At 38.7% G+C, this 24,119-nt stretch carries 18 protein-coding genes; 12 read left to right on the top strand and 6 right to left on the bottom strand.

Annotated features, from left to right (window positions below; genetic code table 11):
- The first annotated feature begins 126 nt into the window (after positions 1-126).
- From CLW00_RS08570 to CLW00_RS08555, 4 genes are all read left to right on the top strand, one after another.
- A complete protein-coding gene (locus CLW00_RS08570) occupies positions 127-519 on the top strand; it encodes a four helix bundle protein (protein ID WP_106133262.1) in 393 nt (130 codons plus the stop codon).
- A 119-nt stretch (positions 520-638) separates the two neighbouring features.
- Positions 639-2,036 (top strand): TolC family protein, encoded by a 1,398-nt coding sequence (locus CLW00_RS08565; RefSeq protein ID WP_245917202.1) that lies wholly within the window; start codon positions 639-641, stop codon positions 2,034-2,036.
- A gap of 160 nt (positions 2,037-2,196) precedes the next feature.
- Positions 2,197-3,957, top strand: a complete 1,761-nt coding sequence (locus tag CLW00_RS08560; protein ID WP_106133260.1) for an efflux RND transporter periplasmic adaptor subunit — start codon at positions 2,197-2,199, stop codon at positions 3,955-3,957.
- A 232-nt stretch (positions 3,958-4,189) separates the two neighbouring features.
- Positions 4,190-4,783 carry a DUF2911 domain-containing protein gene (locus CLW00_RS08555; protein ID WP_106133259.1) on the top strand — a complete coding sequence of 198 codons (594 nt, stop codon included), beginning with the start codon at positions 4,190-4,192 and terminating at the stop codon, positions 4,781-4,783.
- Here CLW00_RS08555 and CLW00_RS08550 read toward each other — a convergent pair.
- Positions 4,780-5,556: a PAS domain-containing protein gene (locus CLW00_RS08550; RefSeq protein WP_146131384.1), complete on the bottom strand. Its 777-nt coding sequence runs from the start codon at positions 5,554-5,556 to the stop codon at positions 4,780-4,782. The genes CLW00_RS08555 and CLW00_RS08550 overlap by 4 nt on opposite strands.
- Positions 5,557-5,902: 346 nt before the next feature.
- Between CLW00_RS08550 and CLW00_RS08545 the strand changes: the two genes are divergently transcribed.
- On the top strand, positions 5,903-6,499 hold the full coding sequence (locus CLW00_RS08545; RefSeq protein WP_106133257.1) for a hydrolase: 597 nt from the start codon (positions 5,903-5,905) through the stop codon (positions 6,497-6,499).
- On the opposite strand, the gene CLW00_RS08540 is transcribed toward CLW00_RS08545, so the two are convergent.
- From CLW00_RS08540 to CLW00_RS08530, 3 genes are all read right to left on the bottom strand, one after another.
- Positions 6,500-7,645 (bottom strand): hypothetical protein, encoded by a 1,146-nt coding sequence (locus CLW00_RS08540; protein ID WP_106133256.1) that lies wholly within the window; start codon positions 7,643-7,645, stop codon positions 6,500-6,502.
- 101 nt (positions 7,646-7,746) lie between these two features.
- Entirely contained in the window at positions 7,747-8,514 is a 768-nt protein-coding gene (locus CLW00_RS08535) for a zinc ribbon domain-containing protein (protein ID WP_106133255.1), read from the bottom strand.
- Between the two features lie 3 nt (positions 8,515-8,517).
- On the bottom strand, positions 8,518-9,618 hold the full coding sequence (locus tag CLW00_RS08530) for a Nif3-like dinuclear metal center hexameric protein (protein ID WP_106133254.1): 1,101 nt from the start codon (positions 9,616-9,618) through the stop codon (positions 8,518-8,520).
- Between the two features lie 41 nt (positions 9,619-9,659).
- Between CLW00_RS08530 and lpxK the strand changes: the two genes are divergently transcribed.
- The 5 genes from lpxK to CLW00_RS08505 all read left to right on the top strand — a co-directional run bounded on the left by lpxK (position 9,660) and on the right by CLW00_RS08505 (position 16,356).
- Positions 9,660-10,709: a tetraacyldisaccharide 4'-kinase gene (gene lpxK, locus CLW00_RS08525; RefSeq protein ID WP_106133253.1), complete on the top strand. Its 1,050-nt coding sequence runs from the start codon at positions 9,660-9,662 to the stop codon at positions 10,707-10,709.
- 116 nt (positions 10,710-10,825) lie between these two features.
- The gene (locus tag CLW00_RS08520; protein WP_245917209.1) at positions 10,826-12,676 is read left to right on the top strand and encodes a putative porin; all 1,851 of its coding nucleotides are present in this window, start codon (positions 10,826-10,828) and stop codon (positions 12,674-12,676) included.
- A gap of 2 nt (positions 12,677-12,678) precedes the next feature.
- Positions 12,679-13,290 carry a MiaE family protein gene (locus CLW00_RS08515; RefSeq protein ID WP_211300179.1) on the top strand — a complete coding sequence of 204 codons (612 nt, stop codon included), beginning with the start codon at positions 12,679-12,681 and terminating at the stop codon, positions 13,288-13,290.
- Positions 13,291-13,421: 131 nt separating this feature from the next.
- Positions 13,422-14,666, top strand: a complete 1,245-nt coding sequence (locus CLW00_RS08510; protein ID WP_106133251.1) for an ABC transporter permease — start codon at positions 13,422-13,424, stop codon at positions 14,664-14,666.
- Positions 14,659-16,356 carry a GMC oxidoreductase gene (locus CLW00_RS08505; RefSeq protein ID WP_106133250.1) on the top strand — a complete coding sequence of 566 codons (1,698 nt, stop codon included), beginning with the start codon at positions 14,659-14,661 and terminating at the stop codon, positions 16,354-16,356. The genes CLW00_RS08510 and CLW00_RS08505 overlap by 8 nt, the downstream gene beginning before the upstream one ends.
- Here the strand turns inward: CLW00_RS08505 and CLW00_RS08500 are convergent.
- Both CLW00_RS08500 and mtaB read right to left on the bottom strand, forming a co-directional pair.
- Complete coding sequence (locus tag CLW00_RS08500) at positions 16,349-16,702, bottom strand: DUF805 domain-containing protein (RefSeq protein WP_106133249.1); 354 nt, start codon at positions 16,700-16,702, stop codon at positions 16,349-16,351. The two genes, CLW00_RS08505 and CLW00_RS08500, sit on opposite strands and share 8 nt — an antisense overlap.
- Positions 16,703-16,800: 98 nt before the next feature.
- Entirely contained in the window at positions 16,801-18,120 is a 1,320-nt protein-coding gene (mtaB, locus tag CLW00_RS08495) for a tRNA (N(6)-L-threonylcarbamoyladenosine(37)-C(2))-methylthiotransferase MtaB (RefSeq protein WP_106133377.1), read from the bottom strand.
- Positions 18,121-18,353: 233 nt separating this feature from the next.
- Here mtaB and CLW00_RS08490 point away from each other — a divergent pair, with 233 nt between their 5' ends.
- Positions 18,354-20,516, top strand: coding sequence for a glutamine synthetase III family protein (locus CLW00_RS08490; protein WP_106133248.1), 2,163 nt, complete (start codon positions 18,354-18,356; stop codon positions 20,514-20,516).
- A 474-nt stretch (positions 20,517-20,990) separates the two neighbouring features.
- Complete coding sequence (locus CLW00_RS08485; RefSeq protein WP_106133247.1) at positions 20,991-24,119, top strand: SusC/RagA family TonB-linked outer membrane protein; 3,129 nt, start codon at positions 20,991-20,993, stop codon at positions 24,117-24,119.

Here is a 24,119-nt window from a genome sequence, read left to right as displayed (position 1 = left end):
TTGGTTTTGGGAAAGGGATTGAGGATCTTAAAAAGATATTAATAGATACCTGCCCTTCGGGAGGTGGGTTAGATATTTCTTGATATTGGTTTAGTAATCAGTTGTTTGGTAGAAAAATTTGATATTATGGAAGATAAAAAGGGTTATATAAAATTAGAGGATCTAGAGGTCTATAAATTGGCTAGAGAGCTTTCGAAGCTCGCTTGGGTAATATATTCAAAAATGACTTGGCAAAATCGAAAAATTATTGGCGATCAGTTTATTGAGTCTACCGATTCTATAGGAGCAAATATTGCGGAGTCTTATGGACGCTACCACTATTTAGATAGGGTTAGATTTTTATACAATAGTAGAGGTTCAATGTTTGAATCGATCAATCATTGGTTAAGTCTTATGCTGGAAAGAGAAATTATTACAAAGGAGGAGTTTTTGGAGGTTAAATCAGTTTCAGACACATTATCTCTTAAACTGAACAATTACATTAAATCTATTTACAATTCAAAAAAAGAATTGAAATGAAAACTCTTTTAAAAATAACGAATAAAAGGGCCATTGCTAATAGTGGAAGAATGGTTTGTATTCCCAAACAATATCTATCAATATCAAGTATCTACCAATATCTATTAATTCTGATTTTTATGGTTAGTGTTAATGGGTATTCCCAATCCCTAGATCAATATCTCGAAGAAGCTGCTGAGAACAATCCTGCCCTCCAAGCTTCATTTAAAGGATATCAGGCTTCTTTGGAAAAAACAAATCAAGTCACCCTTGAAAACCCTCAATTAAACATTGGAGTCTTCACAAGGCCAATGGAGTTGTTGATGGGGAATCAGCGGGCGGAGGCTTCGGTGATGCAGATGTTTCCATGGTTTGGGATGCTGAAAACACAAAAGGATGAAGCGACTTTGATGGCAGAAGCCAAATACGAGGAGTTTAGACAGCAGCGAAATGTGCTCCTGTACCAGGTAAAGGAGACTTACTTCCAGTTACAGCAATTGCAGAATAGCATTGAAATTACAGAATCCAATTTGGATATATTGAAGTCCTTGGAGGAGTTGGCGATCATACGTTACCAAGGAGGAAATACATCGGATGCAGTTTCATCTGTTTCAGCAGCGGTCAGAAGACCCTCCCAAGGAAGTCAGCAGGGCAATGATGATGGCATGGGAATGGGTGGAGGTAGCTCTTCATCATCCTCGGGGGCTTCCTCCTCAGGAGGTTCTGCCATGTCCAGTATGGGAGCGGGTTCTGGTTCAGGGAAACTCACAGATGTATTGAGACTGCAAGTGCAAATCAAGGCGATGGAATCAGATTTACAGCAGTTTGAAATAGATAAAAGGCCACTATTTGCTCGCTTCAATCAACTTTTGGGAAGGGACAAAAGCGAGTCAGTGCTATTTGACTCGGAAATCTCTACCCAAAAAGATATGGGTTGGGAAATCACCATGCTTGAGCAGATTTTAGAAACCAACCCTATGTTGCTCATGCTGGAAAAAGAAGGTTTGGTTTACCAAAAACAAGGTGAGATGGCCAAATTAGAGGGGAAACCTATGTTTGGGTTGGGCTTGAACTATATGGTCTTTTCTCCTAGACCTGAAATGGGTGTCCCCGGTGGAATGAATGGCATGGACTATATGCCCGCAGGCATGGGAAACAATATGGTGATGCCTATGGCTACTGTATCATTGCCGATTTACCGCAAAAAATACAAAGCCATGGAATCAGAATCCAAACTCTATTGGGAAGCTAACGAAAAGCAGAAAGAAGACCTTCAAAGAACTCTTGAAACAGAGTTTGAAAGCATCCTTGTTTCCATCAAAGATGCAACCAGGAAAGTCACTCTTTTGGAAGAGCAAATAGAACTTACCGAGCAGACCATGGAATTATCAGTCACATCATATGCCAACGAAGGAAGTTCCTTTGAGGAAATACTCAATATTCAACGTGAACTCCTGGACTTCCGGTTGAATTTGCTGAATACAAAAATTGAAAGGGAAATTCAGTTTGCCAGGGTTGAAACGTTGGTAGGGATTTGAAATGATATTGATATTAAAGATACTATTTGATATCGGTAGATATTGGTTTTGGATAAGTTCAAATGAAAATGGTAGATGCTAGCACAATATCAAAAAATATCCAATATCCATCAATATCTACCCTTAAAATAAGAACTTCAAATATTTTGAATAAGATACAATGAAAAATAAAAGGAATATTATAATCATCATCCTCAGCTGCCTATTCTTTGGCGCTGTTGCGGGTTGGTTGATTCGTGGGGGAGGGGAAGAACATCCTGATCACGAACATACCCATATTGACGAAAACGGTGTGGAATACACCTGCTCCATGCATCCGCAAATCCGGCAAAATGAACCCGGCCAATGTCCACTTTGTGGAATGGCGCTCACACCTGTAAGCAATAAAAAAGGCGGTGAATCCAGTCCTTTTGTATTGGAAATTACCCCTGAGGCAGTTGCGCTTTCCAATGTGCAGACCACTAGGGTAAAATCTGGAACAGGTTCAGGGAAACTCACCCTCACAGGTAAAATCCAAGCGAATGAACAGCGAGTAAAAAGCCTGACCGCAAATTATGCTGGGCGAGTGGATCAGTTGTATATCAATTTTACCGGACAAGAAGTGCAGAGAGGTCAGAAGTTAGCGACACTCTATTCTCCTGAGTTGGTTAATGCACAAAAAGAACTTTTGGAAACAGCAAAAATCAAGGATCGGCAACCAGCTTTGTACCAAGCAACCAAAGAGAAGTTGAGGTTGTGGAAAATCTCTGAAGAGCAAATTGCAGCTATTGAAAGTTCAGGAGAGGTTCAAACACAGTTTGACATTTTTGCTGATGTTGCAGGTGTAGTTACTGCACGGAATATAGCAGTGGGTGATTTTGTAAGTAGGGGATCCGCCCTTTTTGAAATAGTGGATTTGAGTAATGTTTGGGTCATGTTGGATGCTTATGAATCTGATTTGGGAGCGATCCGCAAAGGGGATGATTTGAGTTTCTCGGTGTCGGCCTATCCAGGAAAGGAATTCAAAGCCAAAGTTACTTACATCGATCCGGTGTTGAATCCAGATACCCGAACAGTGGGAATCAGGGCAGAAGCGGTTAATCGGAACTTTGAACTGAAGCCAGAGATGTTTGTATCAGCCAACATTTCCACTTCTCAGGCAGGTCAGTCTGGGTTGATGATTCCCAAGACAGCGATTCTTTGGACAGGACCTAGATCAGTGGTGTATGTACAAGTTGGAAACAAAGAAGCACCTGCATTTGAAATGCGGGAGATTGAAATCGGAGCTAGGGTTGGAGATGACTACTTGGTCTTGTCTGGCGTAGAGGAAGGTGAGCAAATTGTCAGTAATGGAGTTTTTGCCATTGATGCGGCAGCCCAATTGAGCGGAAATTACAGCATGATGACACGACCTGAAGTGAAGACCTTGGATACACCGGAAGCATTCAGGAAGCAATTGACTGCCTTTGTTGAAAGCTATTTGCCTATCAAGGATGCTTTGGTAAAAACCGATGCGAAAGCAACTCAGAGTACCATTTCCCCTGCAAAGTCAACTTTATCAAAAGTTGACATGAAGTTGCTAGATAGCAAAGCCCATGATATCTGGATGGATTTGTTAAGGCCTATCCAAAGTAGTTTGGACAAAATTGCCCAAACAGCCGATGTGGAGGAACAAAGAAAGCATTTTGAAACTCTTTCTGACAATTTAATTGAAGCGGTAGAGTATTTTGGAGTGGTTGAAAATACCATCTACAGGCAGTATTGTCCCATGGCCTTTAAAGACCAAGGTGCTTACTGGTTAAGCAGTGAAAAGGAAATCCGAAATCCATACTTTGGTGATATGATGTTGACCTGTGGTGAAGTCAAGGAAACATATCAGCCAGGGAAAAGAGTGACTTCTTCTGACAATAAGCCTGAGGTGCAGGTTGGGCATCAGCATTAAAAATGATACTTATTGATATTTATAGATATTGGGATATATGGTAAGAAATTCCAATATCCTAATACTTATATCCGCTTTCATACCGGTAGAATCTAAATAATAGAATTAACCTATGATTTCGAACCAATATCAATAATTATCCAATATCTATTAGTATCCATTTGCCAATAAATCCTAGTTTAATTGATTAGTGGCATGATTTCGAATAATCGTATAAAATATTATCACAAAAATGAAAACCAAAAATTATCTAATCATCCTTTCTTCAATGATTATCCTTTCTTGTTCTTCAAATAAGGAAGAGGGCAAAGTAGAGGAATCAAACGGGCATGCCCATCATGACCATGGAGCAACATCTGAAGCTGCAAATTCAAAAAGTCCCCGAACCGCAGCCATGGCTAATATCGGTTCCAACCATGTCCATGTCGTTTATTCTGCCCCGAGTGTAAGAGGACGGCAGGTTTTTGGAGGCTTGGTGGCTTATGATGAAGTATGGGTGACAGGAGCGCATTCAGCTACAAGTATTTCTTTTAATGAAGATTTGATCATTGAAGGAGAGTCAGTCCCAGCTGGGAAATATGCCTTGTTTACTATACCAAAAGAAAATGGTTGGACAGTCATCTTGAATTCAAATTACGAGCAGCATTTGGCAGATGATTATGACCAAACAGAAGATGTGTTGAGAGTTGAAGTTGAAAATATTCCATCTGCCGATCAGGTTGAACAATTGAAGTTTGAAGTAATCAGCAAAGACACACAGACTGGAGAATTGAAATTCAGTTGGGCAGAAAGAAGCTTTGTGATCAATTTAAAAGCACAAAATTAAAAATTATCAGAATTTAGGGCGCTTGAAGCATGTATGCTGCTTTGGAGAACTTGATCCAGTTTGATTGCCTCATTCTTAATCAAGCCGATCAAAGCAGCAGTTTCTTCAAAATCTCGCTTGCCATCCATTACTTCAAGCACCCCTAAAATATTTGCAAGCTTGGCCCGCATCAAATGAGATTGATTGAAGGTGAGTTCCCTGAGAAATTGATCTTGTTTTTCAATTATAGCTTCTGATTTTTTCTTTTCTGAAATATCGAAAAGACCCCCTACCATCACACATGGGGAACCTGTTTCGGCCCATTTGACCACTTTTCCATAACAGACTACATACTTGATTTCATTTTTCAGACTCAATATTCTGAACTCACAGTGGAAAGGGATTTTTCCTTTTGCAAAAAAGTGGTCTTTGAGTTGTTTTTCAACCTTAGCCTTGTCAGGAAGATGAATATGCTTTTCCCACTTCAATTGTTTTTTCCTGGTTTCAATATCATCAGTCTCATATCCTAATAATGAATACAGAGAAGCGCTTAATTGATTGTTTTTATGCTCCAAATCCCAAAACCAAAATCCTAATAGATGGTCTTGGAATAGTCCATCTAGCACTTCATTTTTCACTTGAAGTTCATTCATGTTACCAGGGATTTCAAAGTAATGATCCTGTTTCATTTTAATCGAATGGCCATGTCCAATAAGTCTTCTTTTTCCTTGTAGAGCGGTTATTTGAAATTCCCATTTACTCCAAGTGAAATCTTCCCCATTAGTATTAAGCATCCTCAAATCAATATTTAAGGTCGATTTGCCTTCAGAAACTGATTTTTCTACTAAAAATTTATAATTTAAAAAATCTCGGGGGTATATTATCTCCGAAAATGATCGATCGATTATAGATTTATCAAAAACTGAAAGTTGATCATTGAAGTAGGTATTCACTTCAATGATTTTAAAATTTTCATCAAGTACGATTAAGTAAATGCTTGTCGATTTATTGAATAAATCCAGAAAATCATTGTGGCTGAGGGTAGATCTTTTCACTTAAAATCATTAAGAATACTTACGAATATATATAGAAAAAGCAAAAAATAATATTTCAAATACATTTAATATTGTTCAAAAAAACATGACATCCTTAAAATTAAATAGAAATCAATTCGGAGATCCTAAAAACCAAGGCAACATAATGGATGTTGGCGAGGCCAATTCACTTTTGTCAGAATGGGTGAAAAATGAAAAACTTGTCTTTCACATGAAGCAGGTGGGCCATCTGATGAAGTCTTATGCTGAGTTTAAAGGCTACGATAAAAGTACCCAGCAAATGTGGTACATCGCCGGTCTGCTTCATGATGCTGATTGGGATCAATGGCCGGACGAGCATTGTAAGAAAATCATTGAAGAGTTGGAAAGCAGAAATCAGGATCCTCGTATCATGAAAGCTATAGCCAGTCATGGGCCAATCCATTTTGGAGTAGAACCTGAATCAGAAATGGACAAAATGCTATATGCTTTCGACGAATTGTCAGGACTGATTCATGCTTATTCCCTCATGCGCCCACAAGCCTATGAAGGCATGGATATAAAGGGCGTAAAGAAGAGACTGAAAGACAAAAGTTTTGCTGCTCAGGTGAGTAGGGAAGATATAGCCGATGCGTCCCAAAGAGCCGGAATTTCTTTAGAAGAATTGATCCAATTTGTGATTGATAATCAATTGCGTTCCTGATCAGGGGAGCCTCACTTCTTCCCAGAAATTTTCTTGGCTTTTCACAAAAAGTCCATCCCTGGTTGCAACATAGGCTTTGTTTCCGAAAAACTGGACATCGTATATATTTGGACTCTCGAGTCCTGTCCTATCCAGTTCCTGCAATTGGTGATTTGCCACTCCGTTTTCCCTGAAGTTGTCGAGTGAAGAAAGTATATTGGTACCAGGTATGAAGATGAGTCCTTTGTTTCCATCAGACCTGATTATTAAGGGTCCGTTAACTTCAGTGATGTATTCTTTGCTTTCAGAGATAATTGAATTTGAATAGGAAATTCTGCCAATAGGAGATTCTGAAATCAGGAATTCCAAAGGAGTGATCATTGCATAATCATAAAACCTGAAATTAGGGCTGCCTGTTGATGGTCCTATGAGTTTTTGGACACTGCCATCTTTGTAGATTAGGAAAGAATCTCCTGATTCCTCGTCATCGCCGGCTTTTTTGATGTGGGCTACCCATTGGTCTTCCAGCTTTTTAACACTTTGGATAATCAATCCCTGACCATTACTATCAGTGTCCATACCTAAATTGGATGGATTGATTTCTGCTATCTTATTTACACCTATGCTGCCGAATCCATTTCCAAAGTCAATTTCCAGTATGATGATTCGATTGACTCCATCTTTGGCGAGATTGAGGATCAGGTGATTTCCATTTAAATCAAAATTCCTTTCTGGATGAAAAAAATTTTTATGGGTGTCCAAAACAAGCGTTGCACCTATTCCATCCTCGCCTAAATGTTGTGCAAAATTCAATCCTCTTAAATCCCCAAAAAAGTTGGGAAACAAAAAGAATCCACTTAAATTTTCAACAGGATGAATAATATAATCTTCAGTAAAAGAAGGCCTGAACCTATTGCTTAATCCACTCCTCAAACAACATGTGAAATTGATAATACCCTCTTTATTGATATATCCTGGAGTATTTACGTGGAGGAAAAAAAGCTTTTCATCGATGATTTCCATACCAAGAATAAAACCGTTACTGTTAATAATATTAGAATCATAAAGTTCAAAATCTTCAGGATCCTCTTCTATGATAGGTTCGCCGGGATCCGAACAGGAAAAACCAAAGCAAATCAATAAAACCAGCGCTAATTTTCTTTTCATGGGCAGTCATAAAAACTTGAGTTAATCTAAAGTTATAGTTTTATTTTACAAAAAAAAAGCCCGGAAGTTTTTCCCGGGCTTTCACATTTATATTAATGAGATTAAGATCTGCTGCTTCTTTTCTTTTTTACTGGTTCCTCTTCCACCTCGTCTTCTACACCGGCGAAAATCCTACCACAATGTTCACAGACAATAAGTTTTTTCTTTTCTCTAATGTCTGCTTGTCTCTGAGGAGGGACAATGTTGAAACAACCGCCACAAGCTCCTCTTTTTACCATTACTACAGCCAAACCGTTTTTGGCATTGTCTCTAATCTTGTTGTAAGATTTCAAGAGCCTGTCTTCGATTTTTTTAGTAGCCTTTTCTCTGTCTGCTTCTAATTTAGATTGATCGTTTTCGCTTTCAGAAACAATAGTATCTAATTCACCTTTTTTGGAGTCTAGATCTTTTTGCCTTTCGCTTAAGATCTCCTTCAAAGCATCAACATCGGTATTTTTGCTTTCAATCCTTGACTGTGCTTCTCCGATTTTCTTTTTTGATACTTGGATTTCAAGGTCTTGAAGTTCAAGTTCTTTGGTGATGGCGTCATACTCCCTGTTGTTTCTGACATTCATCTGCTGTTCTTGATATTTCTTGATCAGCTTTTCAGATTCTTTGATATTTTCCTTGTAGGTTTTTATATCATCTTCTAGGCTGTTGAGATCATTTTTGAACTTATCCAGTCTTGTCTCGTAACCTACTATCTCATCTTCAAGGTCTTGGACCTCTTCTGGAAGGGCTCCTCTAACTTTAAAAATCGCGTCGAGTCTGGAATCTAATTTTTGAAGGTTTAATAAGGCTTCAAGCTTTTGTGAAACTGTACTTTCCATGTACTATATATAAGTTATGGGATTCGTAACTACATTTGTCAAATAGAGTGCAATATTACTAAAATTTTGTGACAATAAATCCCCAAGCAGTTCTTTTGTGTAAATTTCACTTTCGTAATGTCCAATGTCGCAAATAATCAGTTGATTTTCAGCGTCAAAGAATTCGTGGTATTTCACATCTGAGGTGATGAAAATGTCCGCCCCTGATTTTTTGGCATCATTTAAGAGGAAAATACCCGCACCACCACATACTGCTACATTTTTGATAGGTTTACCTAGAAGATGGGTATGTTTGATTATTTTCAGGTCCATTTGCTTCTTGAGGTAGGTCAAAAACTCCTTTTCATCCATCTCAAAATCGAGTGCTCCTATCATTCCGGCGCCGACTTCCTGGTTTTCATTTTCAAGTTTTGTGATGAAGTAAGCCACCTCCTCGTAAGGATGTGCTTTTTTGAGAGCACTCAACACTTTTCTTTCCAAATAAGCGGGTACCATTACTTCTATCTTAACCTCCTCTTCTTCGTGAGGTTTGCCTTTTTGACCTTTATGTGGATTGGAACTTTCAGAAGGTGTGTAAGTGCCGTACCCCTTGCTCTGAAAACTGCAACCACTATATTCACCTATTTCTCCAGCTCCTGCATCAAATATTGCCTGAGCGACCTCCTTTGCGGAGTCAATTGGCACAAAAGTGACCAATTTGGATAATATTTCTCTTTTGGGTTTTAGGATTCGAGTTTTGGTCAAACCCAAGATATCGCATATTTTTTTATTGACTCCATGTGCTACATGATCCAAATTAGTATGGATGGCATAAATAGCCACATCATTTTTGATGGCTTTGATTATGGTTTTTTCGACGTAGTTTTTACCTGTAAAAGTCTTGAGCCCTTTAAAAACAATCGGATGGTGTGCAACGATCAGGTTGCAACCCAGCTTGATCGCTTCATCTACAACCGCCTCTGTAGCATCAAGGCTACATAATATCCCTTTTACCTCTTCATTTGAGTTTCCTGTTATCAATTGTGCATTGTCGTAAGATTCTTGGTAACTCGGTGGAGCTATTTTTTCCAAGTAAGAAACAATATCCTGAATCGTGTAAACCATAATTTTTCTTTTACTTTGCCCCAAATTAAGTAAAATTATCCATGCGATGGTATGCCCCTTTGCTCTATCCGTTAAGCTTTTGTTATGATGGCGTTACAAAATTGCGCAATCATATGTTTGACATTGGCCTAAAAAAACACACCGGTTTTGATGTACCATGTATAGTGGTAGGAAATCTTAATGTAGGTGGTTCTGGAAAAACCCCAATGGTGGAGTTTTTGATTGAAGCACTTTCTAAAAAGCATAAAATCGCGATTTTGAGCAGAGGATATGGCAGGAAAACAAAAGGTTTTTTGATGATAAATGAGCACCTAAGCCCATCGGAGGTTGGAGATGAACCTTTTCAGATGTTTTCAAAATTTCGCCAGTTTGCAAAATTTGCAGTTGGAGAGAAAAGAGTCTTAGCCATTCCAAAGATTTTAGAAAAACATCCGGAAATCAATCTTATCTTGTTGGACGATGCTTTTCAACACAGGTATTTGAAAGCTGATTTAAATATTATGCTTACTACTTTTCAGCAACCATTTTTCAATGATTTTGTATTGCCACTTGGTAGGCTGAGAGAATCGAGATCAGGGGCCAAAAGGGCTGATATCGTTGTGGTGTCCAAATGTCCTGTAGGTATAAAAGATTCCAGCAAAGAGAATTACATTGAAAATATAGGCAATTATACTTCTGCGAAAACTATTTTCTCTCAGATCCAATATGGCGAGCCTATTGCCGTTTTGGGAAATGGAGGAAAATTGAAACCAAAAGCAGTAGTGGTATCTGGACTTGCAAATGACAGTCTGTTTGTCGAAGAATGTGAAAAGAGGGTTCATGTCATTGAAAAGTTGAGCTTCAAAGACCATCATGAATATACGCTGGCAGAAATACGTCACCTTGTGGAATTGGTTAGTTCTCAGCAAGACTGTATGCTTCTTACTACCGAAAAAGATGCTGTCAAACTAAAAAACACTAGCTTTCGTGATTATTTGGCAGAAATTCCGATTTTTGCCTTGCCTATTAAAATTAGCATGACCAAGTTGGACGAACAATATCTATTGGGTCAGATTTCAAATATGATTGCCGAAAAAGCCTACCATCTGTGAGATTTAGATTAACCTTTTTTCTTTTGATGATCACTTACCTGATTGGTGGGGAGTTGAAGGCTCAAATTCGCCCTATTAGCCCTACTACCAATCCTCCAGGTCAACAAAATCAGGGTATGCAGCCTAGGCAAGAGCGAGATCCCGAACAACAGATGCAGGAAGAATCGGGAGAGAGGAAAAAACTCATTGATGACTCTACTAAAATGGTTTTTGGGCCAAAGACCACCTTGTATTTTTTCGAAAAAGATATCAGGAAGAATAAAGATATCAAATACGAAATAGATACACTGCTCAATAATTTCCATTATTATGAACCTGTGGCCAAGTCGGGTTGGAAATACCAAGATTTAGGGAATATCGGAAGTGCAGCTCAACCTATTTTTTACCAATCTCCAAAAATGATCGGAGTGACTTCAGGTTTTCATGCTTATGATTTGTATCATAACTCCTCTGATAGCATGAAATATTATGATACCAAGTCTCCTTATACCCAGATGAATGCTTTTTGGGGTGGGGGAAATAGGAATATGCTCGATTTGGCTTTTGCGCGAAATGTGAATTCCAGATGGAATGTAGGTTTCAATCTAAGTACCATTAGGGCCAGGAAAACCTTAAACCCTAGTGCTAGGGATGATAATTTGACCGAACAAACTTCCTATTCTCTCCATACCAATTATAAATCAGAAAATGGAAAATATTTCTTGCTTGGGAATTTTTCTAGAATGAAGCATCAGGTCAGGGAACAAGGAGGGATTATACCGCCTGAAATTGATGAAACCTCAATTCTTTTTGCTTATGAAGATGCGAAGGTTTGGCTTAGAAATTCAAGGGCAATTGACTTGAGGCAGGAAGTACACCTTTATCACGAGTATGAAGTATACAAAGGCTTGGAGGTTTATCATGTCTTTGATCGGAAAATCCAACAAATGGATTTCAACAGTAACCTTAGGACGGCGGATTCTACTTTTTTTAATTTATACAATCCGGATAGGTTCAATACAACTGATAGTACAGCCAATAACTTCAGGTTTGCTGAATGGAGAAATGAAGCTGGTTTCAAAGGGGATTTAGGCCCAGTTTTTTACAATGCCTACATCAGGTATAGAACAGGAAACATGAATAGTCCCTTTATGGTAAACCCCAATGGTTTTGATGAACTTTATCTAGGGGGAGCTCTCAGAGGTGAAATAAATCCGCAATGGAAGTTTGAAGCTGAAGGTGAATACCTCTTGCCGGGCGCCTTTAGAATACATGGCTTATTCGTATCTCCATGGCTTGAAGCGTCTTATACCAAAGCTCTTTATAAGCCTACATCTATACAACAACTGAACAGAGGCAATCATCATCGTTGGTCAAATCGATTTGATAACATAGGTCTGGATCAAATTAAAGGTGTGATCAAGGCGGATTTCAACAGTTGGAGCTTCAGGCCAAGTCTAACCATCAATAGGGTCAATAACTATGTGTTTTTTGATGAAAATCAGCAGGCCGCCCAAGCAAGTGGTGAAGCATTTATGTTGATTCCTGGGTTAAAGTATTCTTTTAATATCAGAGAAAAGTTTTTCTGGGAGTCTGAAATCTATTATACCGTGCTTTCGGGAGGTGGATCGGATAATTTCAGAATACCAGAGTTCTTCGCTAATAGCCGTATATTCTTTGATAGCCCTATGTTCGATGAGAATCTATTCATTCAAATAGGACTTGAGGGGCGTTACAGAAGTGATTATTATGCCGATGCTTACAATCCTGCCTTACAAAATTTTCACCTTCAGAACGATTTCCTCGTATTGGCCTACCCAGTGGTAGATTTCTTTTTGAATGCAAGAATAAACAGGACCAGGATATTGTTGAGGTTCAACCATCTCAATATCAACACACTGAGTGAGCCTGGGTATTTTGTAACCCCATATTATACAGGTCTCAAAAGAGCACTGGATATAGGGATAAGTTGGCCTTTATTCGATTGATGATGAATTGGACAGAAAGCACTAGACAAAAAATGCTCAACTTGCAGCTTCCTACTGATCCCCGGTGGGTGAATATTGCCGAAATGAACATTGAGGATATTCTGGTGGATCATGCATACTGTGAACAAAAAGCAGCTAGCTCATGTATTTCCATGATAGTTCAGTTTAATGATTTCGAACAACTTGTAGCGGAACTTACACCTGTAGTGGCAGAGGAATGGGGACACTTTGAAAGGGTATTGGAGCAGTTAAACAAAAGAGGCTTCAAACTTGGTAAACCCAGAAGAGATGAGTACGTCATCAAATTGAAAGATTTTGTCAAAAAAGGTGGAGATAGGATTCAACAAGTAACAGAGCATTTGATGATGAACGCTTTGGTAGAAGCCAGAAGCTGTGAAAGGTTTAAGTTGCTTTCTCAAAATATAGAAGACAAAGAGCTCAAGGTGTTTTACTACGAATTGATGATTTCAGAAGCTGGGCACTATGTCAATTTTCTTGAATTGGCCAGATCCATTGGTGGAAAAGAAAAGATCAATGAACGTTGGAAAGAATGGCTGCAATATGAAGCAGGTATCATCAGCAATCTTGAGATAAGAGGAGATAGGATGCATTAGGAAGCATTAGGAATTATTTAAATAAAAATTTCTTAAAATTTACAAATGCTTAATAAAATCAAATCTAATTTTTTAATATTAACGCTTAAATGCTTCATGAACACAGTGAATTGTACTAATATGGACAGAATATGAATTTGGCCGAAAATATAAGGGAATCTTTAAAATCAGTAAAAGTCAATCTGCTGAGAACTATATTGACGGGAACAATCATTGCTATTGGCATCACTTCCCTGGTGGGAATGCTTACTGCAATAGATGGGATCAAAGCTCAGATTGAAGAGAGTTTTTCAGGCCTTGGTGCGAGTAATTTTGATGTCAAGTCAAGGGGTTTTTCAGGTGGAAGAGGTGTCAGAGATGGAGTCGCTGAGAGAAATTTCCCGCCTCTTAAGTATAAAGATATGCTTGAGTTTCAGCGGGAATTCAGCAATACTGGACCATCTACGGTTTATACTACTGTCAGTTCAGCTGTAGAAGTGAAAAAAGGGTCAAAGAAAACGAATCCCAATGTACGGGTCACCGGAGGAGATGAGCAGTACTTAAACTTAAAAGGTCTCAAAGTAGAAACAGGTAGAAACTTTAGCAATACAGAAATCAGGTATGGCAATAATGTATGTGTTATAGGTCAGGATATTGTAGAGACATTGTTTGAAAAAAATGACAATCCGATCAACGATTACATTACTTTTTTTGGAAGAAGGTATACTATTGTTGGTATTCTTGAAAAACAAGGTGCCGTCGGTGGTGGTCCGGGTGCTGATAGGGCGATTTTTATTCCTGTAGAAAATGCAAGCAGGTTGGATACAAGGGGAACCTTCCGTTATTCTCTTACAGCCAAAGGTACTGATCCATTACAGCTTGATTACGAAATGGGGCAGGCCACGGGGATTATGAGAAAAATTAGGCAAGATAGGATAGGGCAGGAAGACTCCTTTGAAATTACCAAAAGCCAGTCGGTGGGAGAAAGTTTGGAAGAAGTTGCCGGCTATCTAAGGATTGGAGGCTTTGGAATAGGTTTTATAACATTACTTGGAGCGGCTATTGGCTTGATGAATATCATGATGGTATCCGTTACAGAGAGGACGAGAGAGATCGGGGTTAGAAAAGCCCTTGGAGCCACCCCTCTACGAATCAGGCAGCAGTTTTTGATAGAGGCCATTGTGATATGTATTTTAGGAGGGATTTTAGGAGTTATTTTAGGTATCGGAATTGGTAATATTGTAGCCAATACCATTGGACCAGGAGGTTTTTTAATTCCTTGGTTTTGGATTTTGGTAGCATTTATTATATGTGTAGTAGTGGGATTAGCTTCAGGGTATTTCCCGGCTTACAAGGCCAGTAAATTAGACCCCATCGAGTCGTTAAGGTATGAGTAATGAAAGTAATTCTTATGATGCGATAGTCATCGGTTCAGGAATCAGTGGTGGTTGGGCTGCCAAAGAACTTTGTGAAAAGGGTTTAAAAACATTGGTGCTGGAAAGAGGAAGGGATGTCAAACACCTGATTGATTATCCTACTATGACATCACACCCTTGGGAAATGCCACATCGGAATTCGATGGTGCTCAAAGACAAGGAGGAAAATCCAGTGGTGAACCGTTGTTATGCATACAAAGAAGATACTGAGCATTTTTTTGTTAAAGATTCAGAACATCCCTACAAGCAAGAAAAGCCATTCGATTGGGTAAGGGGATACCAAGTAGGAGGTAAGTCACTGATCTGGGCAAGACAGACGCAGCGATGGAGCAAATACGATTTTGAAGGACCAGCTAGGGACGGCTTTGCTGTGGATTGGCCCATAAGATACAAGGATATAGCGCCATGGTACAGTTATGTAGAAAAATTTGTGGGTATAAGTGGGAATAAAGATGGGGTGGATACGCTTCCTGATGGAGAGTTTCTTCCACCATGGGAAATGAATTGTGTTGAAAAAGAAGTCAAAGACAAGATCAAAGCCCATTACACTGACCGGCATGTGATGATTGGAAGGTGCGCGCATTTGACCCAACCTTCGGAGCATCATTTAAGTCAAGGAAGAGGGCAATGCATGGCAAGAAATCAATGCTACAGAGGCTGTCCATTTGGCGCATATTTCAGTTCAAACTCTTCCACACTACCAGCAGCGGCAGCTACGGGGAATCTTACCATCAGACCAAATGCGGTGGTTCATTCTATCATCTACGATGAACAAAAGGGGAAGGCTACAGGAGTAAGGATAGTGGACACCTTGGATGGAACCTCTAAGGAATACTTTGCAAAAATAATTTTCTTAAATGCCTCAACGCTTAATTCTAATTTGATTCTCATGAACTCCACCTCGAGTAGATTTCCTGAGGGACTTGGAAATGATAGTGGCGTTTTGGGCAAGTACATAGCATTTCATAATTACAGAGGAAATATAGCTGCCAACTACGAAGGATTTAAAGACAAACATTATTTTGGTAGAAGACCTACAGCGGTTATGATACCGAATTTTAGAAATGTGCACCAACAAGAAACTGACTTTTTAAGAGGTTATATGTCTTTTTATACAGCTGGCAGACAAGGTTGGGGATCTCAGGGGAATGTGCCTTTTGGAGAAGAATTCAAGGAAAAGAACTCTTTGCCAGGGGATTGGACAGTTTTTATGATGATGCAAGGTGAAACTATCCCTATTGAGTCCAATGAAGTCACACTTGATAGCTCAGAGCAAGACAAATGGGGAATTCCTCTTTTAAAGATCAATGTAGATTATACTGAGAATGACGAAAAATTACTAGCTGATTTTTTGGTGCAAGGATCGGAAATGTTGGAAAAAGCGGATTGTAAAAATATCAGATCATGGGATACAAAGCAGGCACCGGGGCTTGATATTCACGAAATGGGGGGAGCTAGAATGGGAAAAGATCCCAAAACCTCTATTCTCAATGGGTGGAATCAAATTCACAGTTGCCCTAATGTCTTTGTCACTGATGGAGCCGCTATGACCTCGACAGGAACTCAAAATCCTTCAATAACTTACATGGCCCTAACCGCAAGAGCGGTTGACCATGCAATTAATGAATTGAAAAAAGGGAATATTAAATAACGTCTGTTTTGGAAGGTTCTTTACCATATTCATTGGTTTCTTTTTGACCTTCTTTGATACCCAGCCAGACAAATCCAATGAAGTTGATCGGTGGCGGAATCAATAAATACAAGGCATATCTCCAATCTAAACCTATGTCATGGAGTCTTTTTATGGCTTGGATCAAGAGTAATATTATAGTCGTAATAAGGACTATTCCGAAGGCCACAAAAGAAAAAACATCTCCTATTTCATATGCTTCATACATTTTGGTCAAAGATAATAAATTGACCCAATAGAATACGATGAAGAAAATCAGATACTTTCTCCTACTGATTCTTCCTTCTGGATTAAAGAAATTGCTCATGGTTGTTTGGTTTTTGTTATACTTATATAACTCCTTAGAGCATCATTTGTTCCATTTTGTATCTGAAAAGGCGATTTTAAGGGGTGAATTGATAAATTTTAATGATTTTCGAAAATCATTTCAGGTTCTACAGCTTCGACATTTCCCTTTTCATTTATCATGCTAAGCGTGACTGGTTTAAGTTCGTTGATAAGAATGGGATCATACTTGGCAGCTACTCGAATGTAGTTTTCAGTAAAACCATGCATCTTTCCATCTTCGATGTCCTCTTCAAAAAGGACAGTGAAAGTTTTGCCTAAGTTTTCATCGTAAAACTTCCTTCTTTTCTTCTCAGAAAGGATTCTTAGCATCTTTGAACGCTCATTTCGCTTTTTCAAAGGGACTACCTCATCCATTTCAACAGCTCTTGTATTTGCCCTCTCAGAATATGTAAATACATGAAGGTAGGAAATGTCTAATTCATTGAGGAAGTTATATGTTTCTAAAAACAATTCATCTGTCTCACCTGGGAATCCAACGATTACATCGACCCCAATACAACAATGAGGCATAAGAGACTTTATCTTGGCTACTCGGTCTTCATAAAGCTCTCTGAGGTATCTTCTTCCCATTTTTCTCAAAATGGTATTGCTTCCTGATTGTAAAGGAATGTGGAAGTGCGGTACAAACCTTTTTGATTGTGAGACAAAGTCAATGATTTCATTTGTCAAAAGGTTAGGCTCAATTGAAGAAATCCTTAATCTCTCGATTCCTTCTACTTCGTCCAAAGCCCTGACCAAATCTTCAAATTTTTCTTTCCTTTTACCTTCTTGAATTCCAAAATCACCAATATTGACACCAGTCAGGACAACTTCTTTCACATCTGTGCCAGCGATTTCTTTGGCAGACAAAACAATATTCGAAATACTGTCACTTCTGCTTTTTCCTCTTGCAAGCGGTATCGTACAAAACGCACACCCGTAATTACAGCCGTCTTGGACTTTTAGGAAAGTTCTAGTCCTGTCGTTGATTGAATAGGCATTGTTGAATGTGTTTGCTTCCTGTATTTCAGATGCAAGTACCTTAGTCTCTTGTTCTTTGGCAAAACCATCCAATAATTCAATCAAGCGGAATTTTTCTGCCGCCCCAAGGACAGCATCGACACCTTTTATTTCAGATATTTCCTTCGGCTTTAGCTGTGCGTAGCAACCGATAATGGTCACATAAGAGTTTGGAGATATCTTTTTCGCTTCTTTGACGATCTTTTTACACTTCTTGTCGGCATTTTCAGTAACCGAACAAGTGTTGATTATAAAAATATCAGGGGATTCTTGAAAATCCACTTTCTGATAACCTTTCGCTTCAAACATTCTGCTGATAGTCGATGTCTCAGAATAATTTAACTTACACCCTAGCGTATAAAATGCTACTTTCTTCACTTCAATCTCCTTTAATTCAAGCCCCAAAGGTAATCAATATCGTCAAGTTTTCAATTTTCTATTTTTCGCGTCCTTTTGGTACTTTTAAAAGCCTTCCTCAATAAAAAACACCCTTGTTTTTTAAAAATAGTGTAAAAAAAATCGAAAAATGCATTAAAAAACACCCCTAATCTTTAAATTTGATATTATTTCATATTTTTGTGAGCATAAAAACAAACCACTTATTGTAGAAAATGGCAACTTTAAGACAAAGCGCGCTTCTAATAGCGCAAGGGAGACAGAAAACGAATGTTGTTCCTCCATCAAGTAAAATTTCAGACTTCTTTGGAAGCAATGTATTTGGTGTAAAGCAAATGAAGGAGTCACTGGCACCTTCAGTTTTTAAAAAAGTAATTGAAGCGACCGAAAGAGGAGGGAAGATAGATCCTTCTACCGCTGAAGAAATTGCATCAGCTGTGAAAACCTGGGCACTTTCCAAAGGTGTTACACATTACACGCACTGGTTTCAACCGCTGACAGGATCAACTGCCGAAAAGCATGATTCTTTTTTTGACGCACATGCAGGGATTGAGAAATTTAAAGGTTCAGCTCTAGTGCAACAAGAGCCGGACGCTTCATCTTTCCCAAATGGTGGTATCAGATCTACTTTTGAGGCTAGGGGATATACTGCATGGGACCCATCCTCCCCGATTTTCATTTTTGACAAAACATTGTGTGTTCCTACCATATTTGTCGCTTATACAGGCGAAGCGTTGGATTATAAGACACCTTTGCTTAAATCCATGGAGGCAATCAATACTGCAGCCGTGGAAGTTTGTCAATTATTTGACAGGAATGTGAAAAAGGTGACACCTTCACTTGGAGTAGAACAGGAATATTTTGTCATTGACAAGGCTCTTTTTGCAACAAGGCCTGATTTGGTTATGTCAGGCAGAACAGTTTTTGGGCATAATCCTGCCAGAGGGCAGCAGTTGGAAGATCATTATTTTGGTTCTATACCAACCAGAGTTAAAGATTTTATGATGGATTTTGAAATTGAAGCACTCAAATTGGGTATTCCTGTTTCAACCAGACACAATGAAGTAGCTCCAGGTCAATTTGAGGTAGCACCATTGTTCGAAGAAATCAACAAAGCTGTTGATCATAATCAGCTATTGATGGATTTGATGGACAAGGTTGCCGAAAAGCACAGCCTAAAGGTACTTTTCCACGAAAAGCCATTCGCAGGTGTAAATGGAAGTGGTAAGCATAACAACTGGTCATTGATTACCGATACTGGAGTCAACTTGTTTCAACCAAGTAACTCTGCCAGGGAAAACCTTCAATTCTTAACATTTGTTGTGGCAACCGTGAAGGCGGTTTATGACTATGCAGATTTATTAAGATCATCGATTGCTTCAGCTAGTAATGATTTTAGATTGGGTGCCAATGAGGCTCCACCAGCAATTATGTCTGTATTTTTGGGCTCTACCTTGACCGGTGTTTTGGATGAGTTGGAGAAAAACGGTAATGTCAAAATTGAAAAAGGTGATAACATGTATATGAAGTTGGGTATTTCCAAAATACCTGAGATCATCCTTGACAATACAGACAGAAACAGGACATCACCATTTGCTTTCACAGGAAATAAGTTTGAGTTCAGAGCAGTAGGTTCTAGTGCAAATTCAGCCGGTCCGATGACAGTATTGAATGTAATCGTTGCAGAAGTACTTCGAACTATGGTTAAAGATGTTGAGAAGGAAATAAGCGCTGGTAAAGAGAAGAAAATCGCTGTAGTCAACGTTCTAAGAAAATACATCAAGGACTCCAAAAAGATCAGGTTCGAAGGTGATGGTTATTCTGATGAGTGGGCAGCTGAAGCTGAAAAAAGAGGACTCTCTAATCTTAAGAGTACCCCTTATGCCTTGGATACATATCTTGACAAGAAAACGGCTGATTTGTTTTCAAAACACAACGTACTTTCTGCCATTGAGCTCCATGCCAGACATGAGATTATGCTAGAAAACTACTTGAAAAAAGTTCAGATTGAAGCCAGGGTAATGGGTGATTTGGCACTGAACCATGTAATTCCTACAGCCATTCAATATCAGAATAAATTGATAGAAAATGCCAATGGATTGAAAGGTCTAGGATTGGATAATACCGCCGCTATCGATACCATTAAAGAAGTAAGTAAGCATATTGAGTCCTTGAAGCATAATGTCATGGACATGATTGACACCAGAAGAAAGCTCAACAAGGAGGATGATATTGCCAAAAGAGCCAAAGGATACTGTGATAATGTCAAAGAAGCTTACTTTGATAAAATCAGGTATGCAGTGGACAAGCTAGAACTATTGGTTGATGATGAGTATTGGCCACTTGTGAAATACAGAGAGATGCTTTTTATTAAATAGACAAATAAACAATTCAAATTTAAAGCCTGTGGTTATTTTTTGCCACAGGCTTTTTTTTGATAAAATTCATTTTTGTTACCTGACTAATAAGAATAAAATAATTTACTTTTAAATCTTTTAATAAAAAAATAATTTATATGATTAGGTTTTAATAAAAATTCAATAAAGTTAAAACCTTCTAAATCACTCTAAAATTATTCACTAAATCGTTTTACTAATTGAAATATATTTTTTTATATGCAATACTTAATTAAAAAATTTAGTCAATATGTTTTTATCAAATATTATTTTTTATATTTTTACTAATACAAAATATCGTTTAATTTTCTCTCTTTTAAAATAAAATTCTCTTATAGAATGTTTTTATAAAATATAATACTACGTTAACACGTAAATGGCAATAAATTTGAATTTTAATAAGGATTTCAGACCACACAATAATTAATAGATCAAGTTAACCCTAAATTAAATTTTATGAACAAAGTTTTACTTATGATGTTCGTGATGTTTTTGGGACTTACTTTACACCAAGAAGTATATTCTCAGACACGCGTTCTCTCCGGAACGGTCCTAGATCCCTACGGAGAGCCTATTCCAGGGGTCAACATCCTGGATAAGCAAACCAATACCGGTACTACCTCAGATATGGACGGTAGGTATTCCATTACTGTGAGAGAGAATACAAGATTGTCTTTCTCATTTATAGGTTTTGATACGCAAGAGATTGTAGTTGGCAACCGAAGTACCTTGGATGTAACCCTTCAGGATGATGTGTCAGACCTGGCGGAAGTGGTGGTTACTTCCTTTGGTATGGAAAAGGATAAAAAAGCATTAGGCTTTTCAGTAACTCAGGTAGATGGAGATAAATTCACAGAATCTCGTGCTGTCAACCTGGGTAATGCCTTGACTGGTAAAATAGCCGGTGTTAATGTTTCTCCTCCATCATCAGGAGCGGCTGGATCAACGAGAGTAGTGATCAGGGGAGGGTCATCCCTGACAGGTAATGATCAGCCATTATATGTAGTAAATGGTATGCCAATCGAAACAGGCAACCTTGGAAGTGCAGGTATGTGGGGTGGTAATGATTCAGGGGATGGCCTTGCTTCTATCAACCCTGATGATATCGAAAGTATTTCAGTTTTGAAAGGAAATGCAGCCGCTGCACTTTATGGAGCAAGGGCAGCAAATGGTGTGGTATTGATCACAACTAAGTCCGGTAAGGCTAGAAAAGGAATCGGGGTTTCATTAAATAGCAATGTGACTTTTGATAGGGCTTGGGATTTGACAGATTTCCAAAGAGAATATGGCCCAGGCCGCGATGGTGTCATTCCAAGTACCGCGAATGAGGCTAAAGAAATTGGAATTGGACATTGGGGCGGTAGATATACTGGCAACAATTCCATTCAGTTTGATGGTGCTTCCAGGCCATATGCGCACACTGGAGAAGGTCTTAATGATTTTTACAGAACAGGAGTTACCGTCAATAATTCCGTTGCGCTTAGCGGAGGAAATGAAAATGCAACTTACAGATTTGCATATTCAGATCTTGTTAACGAAGACATTATGCCGAATGCCGGTTTCAAAAGAAAAGTTCTTAATGTCAACATCAACAGTAAGCTTGGAGAAAGATTGACTTTAGACTTTAGTGGTCAGTACTCTAATCAGCTTGGAACAAATAGGCCTAGATTATCTGATTCTCCAGGTAATGCGAATTTCTCTGTAATTACAAGACCTGGTAATCTGCCATTCTCAGCAATGAGAGGTCCTGGAGACAAGCTTGGTGCTAGAGAGGATCTTTTTGAATTAGGGTATACTGATAATCTATTTATGACCAACCCTTATTGGGCAGCACATCAGTTTTTCAGACAAGACCTTACAGATAGGGTTTTAGGTAAATTCTCCCTTCGCTATGATATTACTGATTGGCTTTATATCATGGGTAGGGCAGGTACGGATTTCCAGTCAAGAACAGATGATACTTCTGAGCCTTATGGTACAGCTTATAAGCCAAGAGGAGATTATAACGTTATCAAACGAACCCTAAGGGAAGATAACTTGGATTTATTCATAGGAGCCCAGAAAGATCTAGGAGATTTCTCTATTGATGCTATGTTGGGAGCGAATAGAATGAGAAGGACTTCAGAATCTTTATCAGGAGGTGGTAATGACCTTGTAGTACCATTTTTCCATAGCGTAAGAAATGTTGCCGCACCTCAAGTAGGATATGGATTTTCAGAATGGGGAATCAATTCTTTCTTTGGTTCTGCGAATTTCGGTTATAAAAATTTCTTGTTTATTAATATGACAGCAAGGCAAGATCAGTTTTCTACCTTGTCTCCGGATAACAGCAAGTTGTTTTACCCTTCAGTCGGTACCAGCTTTGTTTTGAGTGACATCGTCGAAATGCCTAATTTCATCACATTTACCAAGTTTAGAGCTTCATGGGGCCAAACAGGTGGAGGTGCTCCGAATCCATATGCGCTTAACTTGACTTATGGTTTGGTTGGTGCAGGCCACCTTGGAGGTAGCTTAGGACAGATCAACAATGGCTCTATTCCGAACTTAGGGCTTCAGCCTTATTTGTCTACAGAATATGAATTAGGATTTGACTTTAGATTCTTCAACAATAAAGTAGGTTTGGATGTAGCGTACTACGATCGTAATACTACAAATGACATTTTGGCCACAGGCATTTCAGCTACTTCTGGATTTGGTTCTACCATTATCAATATTGGTGAGTTGAGAAATAGAGGGGTTGAATTATTGTTAAATGTGAATCCTGTGAAAACTAGAGATTTCAGCTGGGATTTCTCACTAAACTACGCCAACAACCAAAGTATGGTACTTAGCCTTGGCAACAATGCTGCAGGTGACCCAATTGAATTTATCAATTTAGATGAGTCTAGAAGACAGAGAGAAAGAATAAGACATATTGTTGGTGAGCCGTTAGGTATGATTTCTGGTTTTAGACACTTGACCATAGACGGTCAAAAAGTCTACGATGATGATGGACTCCCTGTTTGGACTGACGGTTTAGAGACTTTAGCTGAAGGTAGACATCCTGTATCCGCTGGTCTGTCTAACAATTTTACCTACAAAGGCTTCAGATTAATGGTATTGTTTGATATGAGGTATGGAGGGAGCATTATGTCAGGAACAAATGCTATCGCCTATGCCAATGGTTTACACAAAGAAACTTTGCCTGGAAGGGAAAATGGCTTGACCATAAACGGAGTTGATCGAAATGGTGAAGCAAGGACTTGGAATATCCCAGCGACTCCTGGAGACCCTGATAATTATTGGGTAAATAATTATTACTCCAGGTACGCAATGGTTACCGAAAACGTGGTATATGATGCTTCATTTATTCAATTGAGAGAGCTGTCGTTTGGATATTCACTTCCAAATAGCATCCTGGCAAAAACACCTTTTGAGGCAGCTTCAATTTCAGTGGTAGGAAGAAACCTTGCCCTACTTTGGTCTAATGTACCAAATATTCACCCGGAGTCAGGTTATACGGTGTCAGGGAATGCGCAAGGATTGGAATACTTTGCTATGCCTTTGACTAGGAATCTAGGATTCAATATTAATCTTAATTTCTAA

Source organism: Mongoliibacter ruber (assembly GCF_003003005.1).
Classification (GTDB): domain Bacteria; phylum Bacteroidota; class Bacteroidia; order Cytophagales; family Cyclobacteriaceae; genus Mongoliibacter; species Mongoliibacter ruber.
The sequence above is the reverse complement of the archived record's forward strand: the minus strand, read 5'-3'. Positions and strand labels throughout refer to the sequence as shown.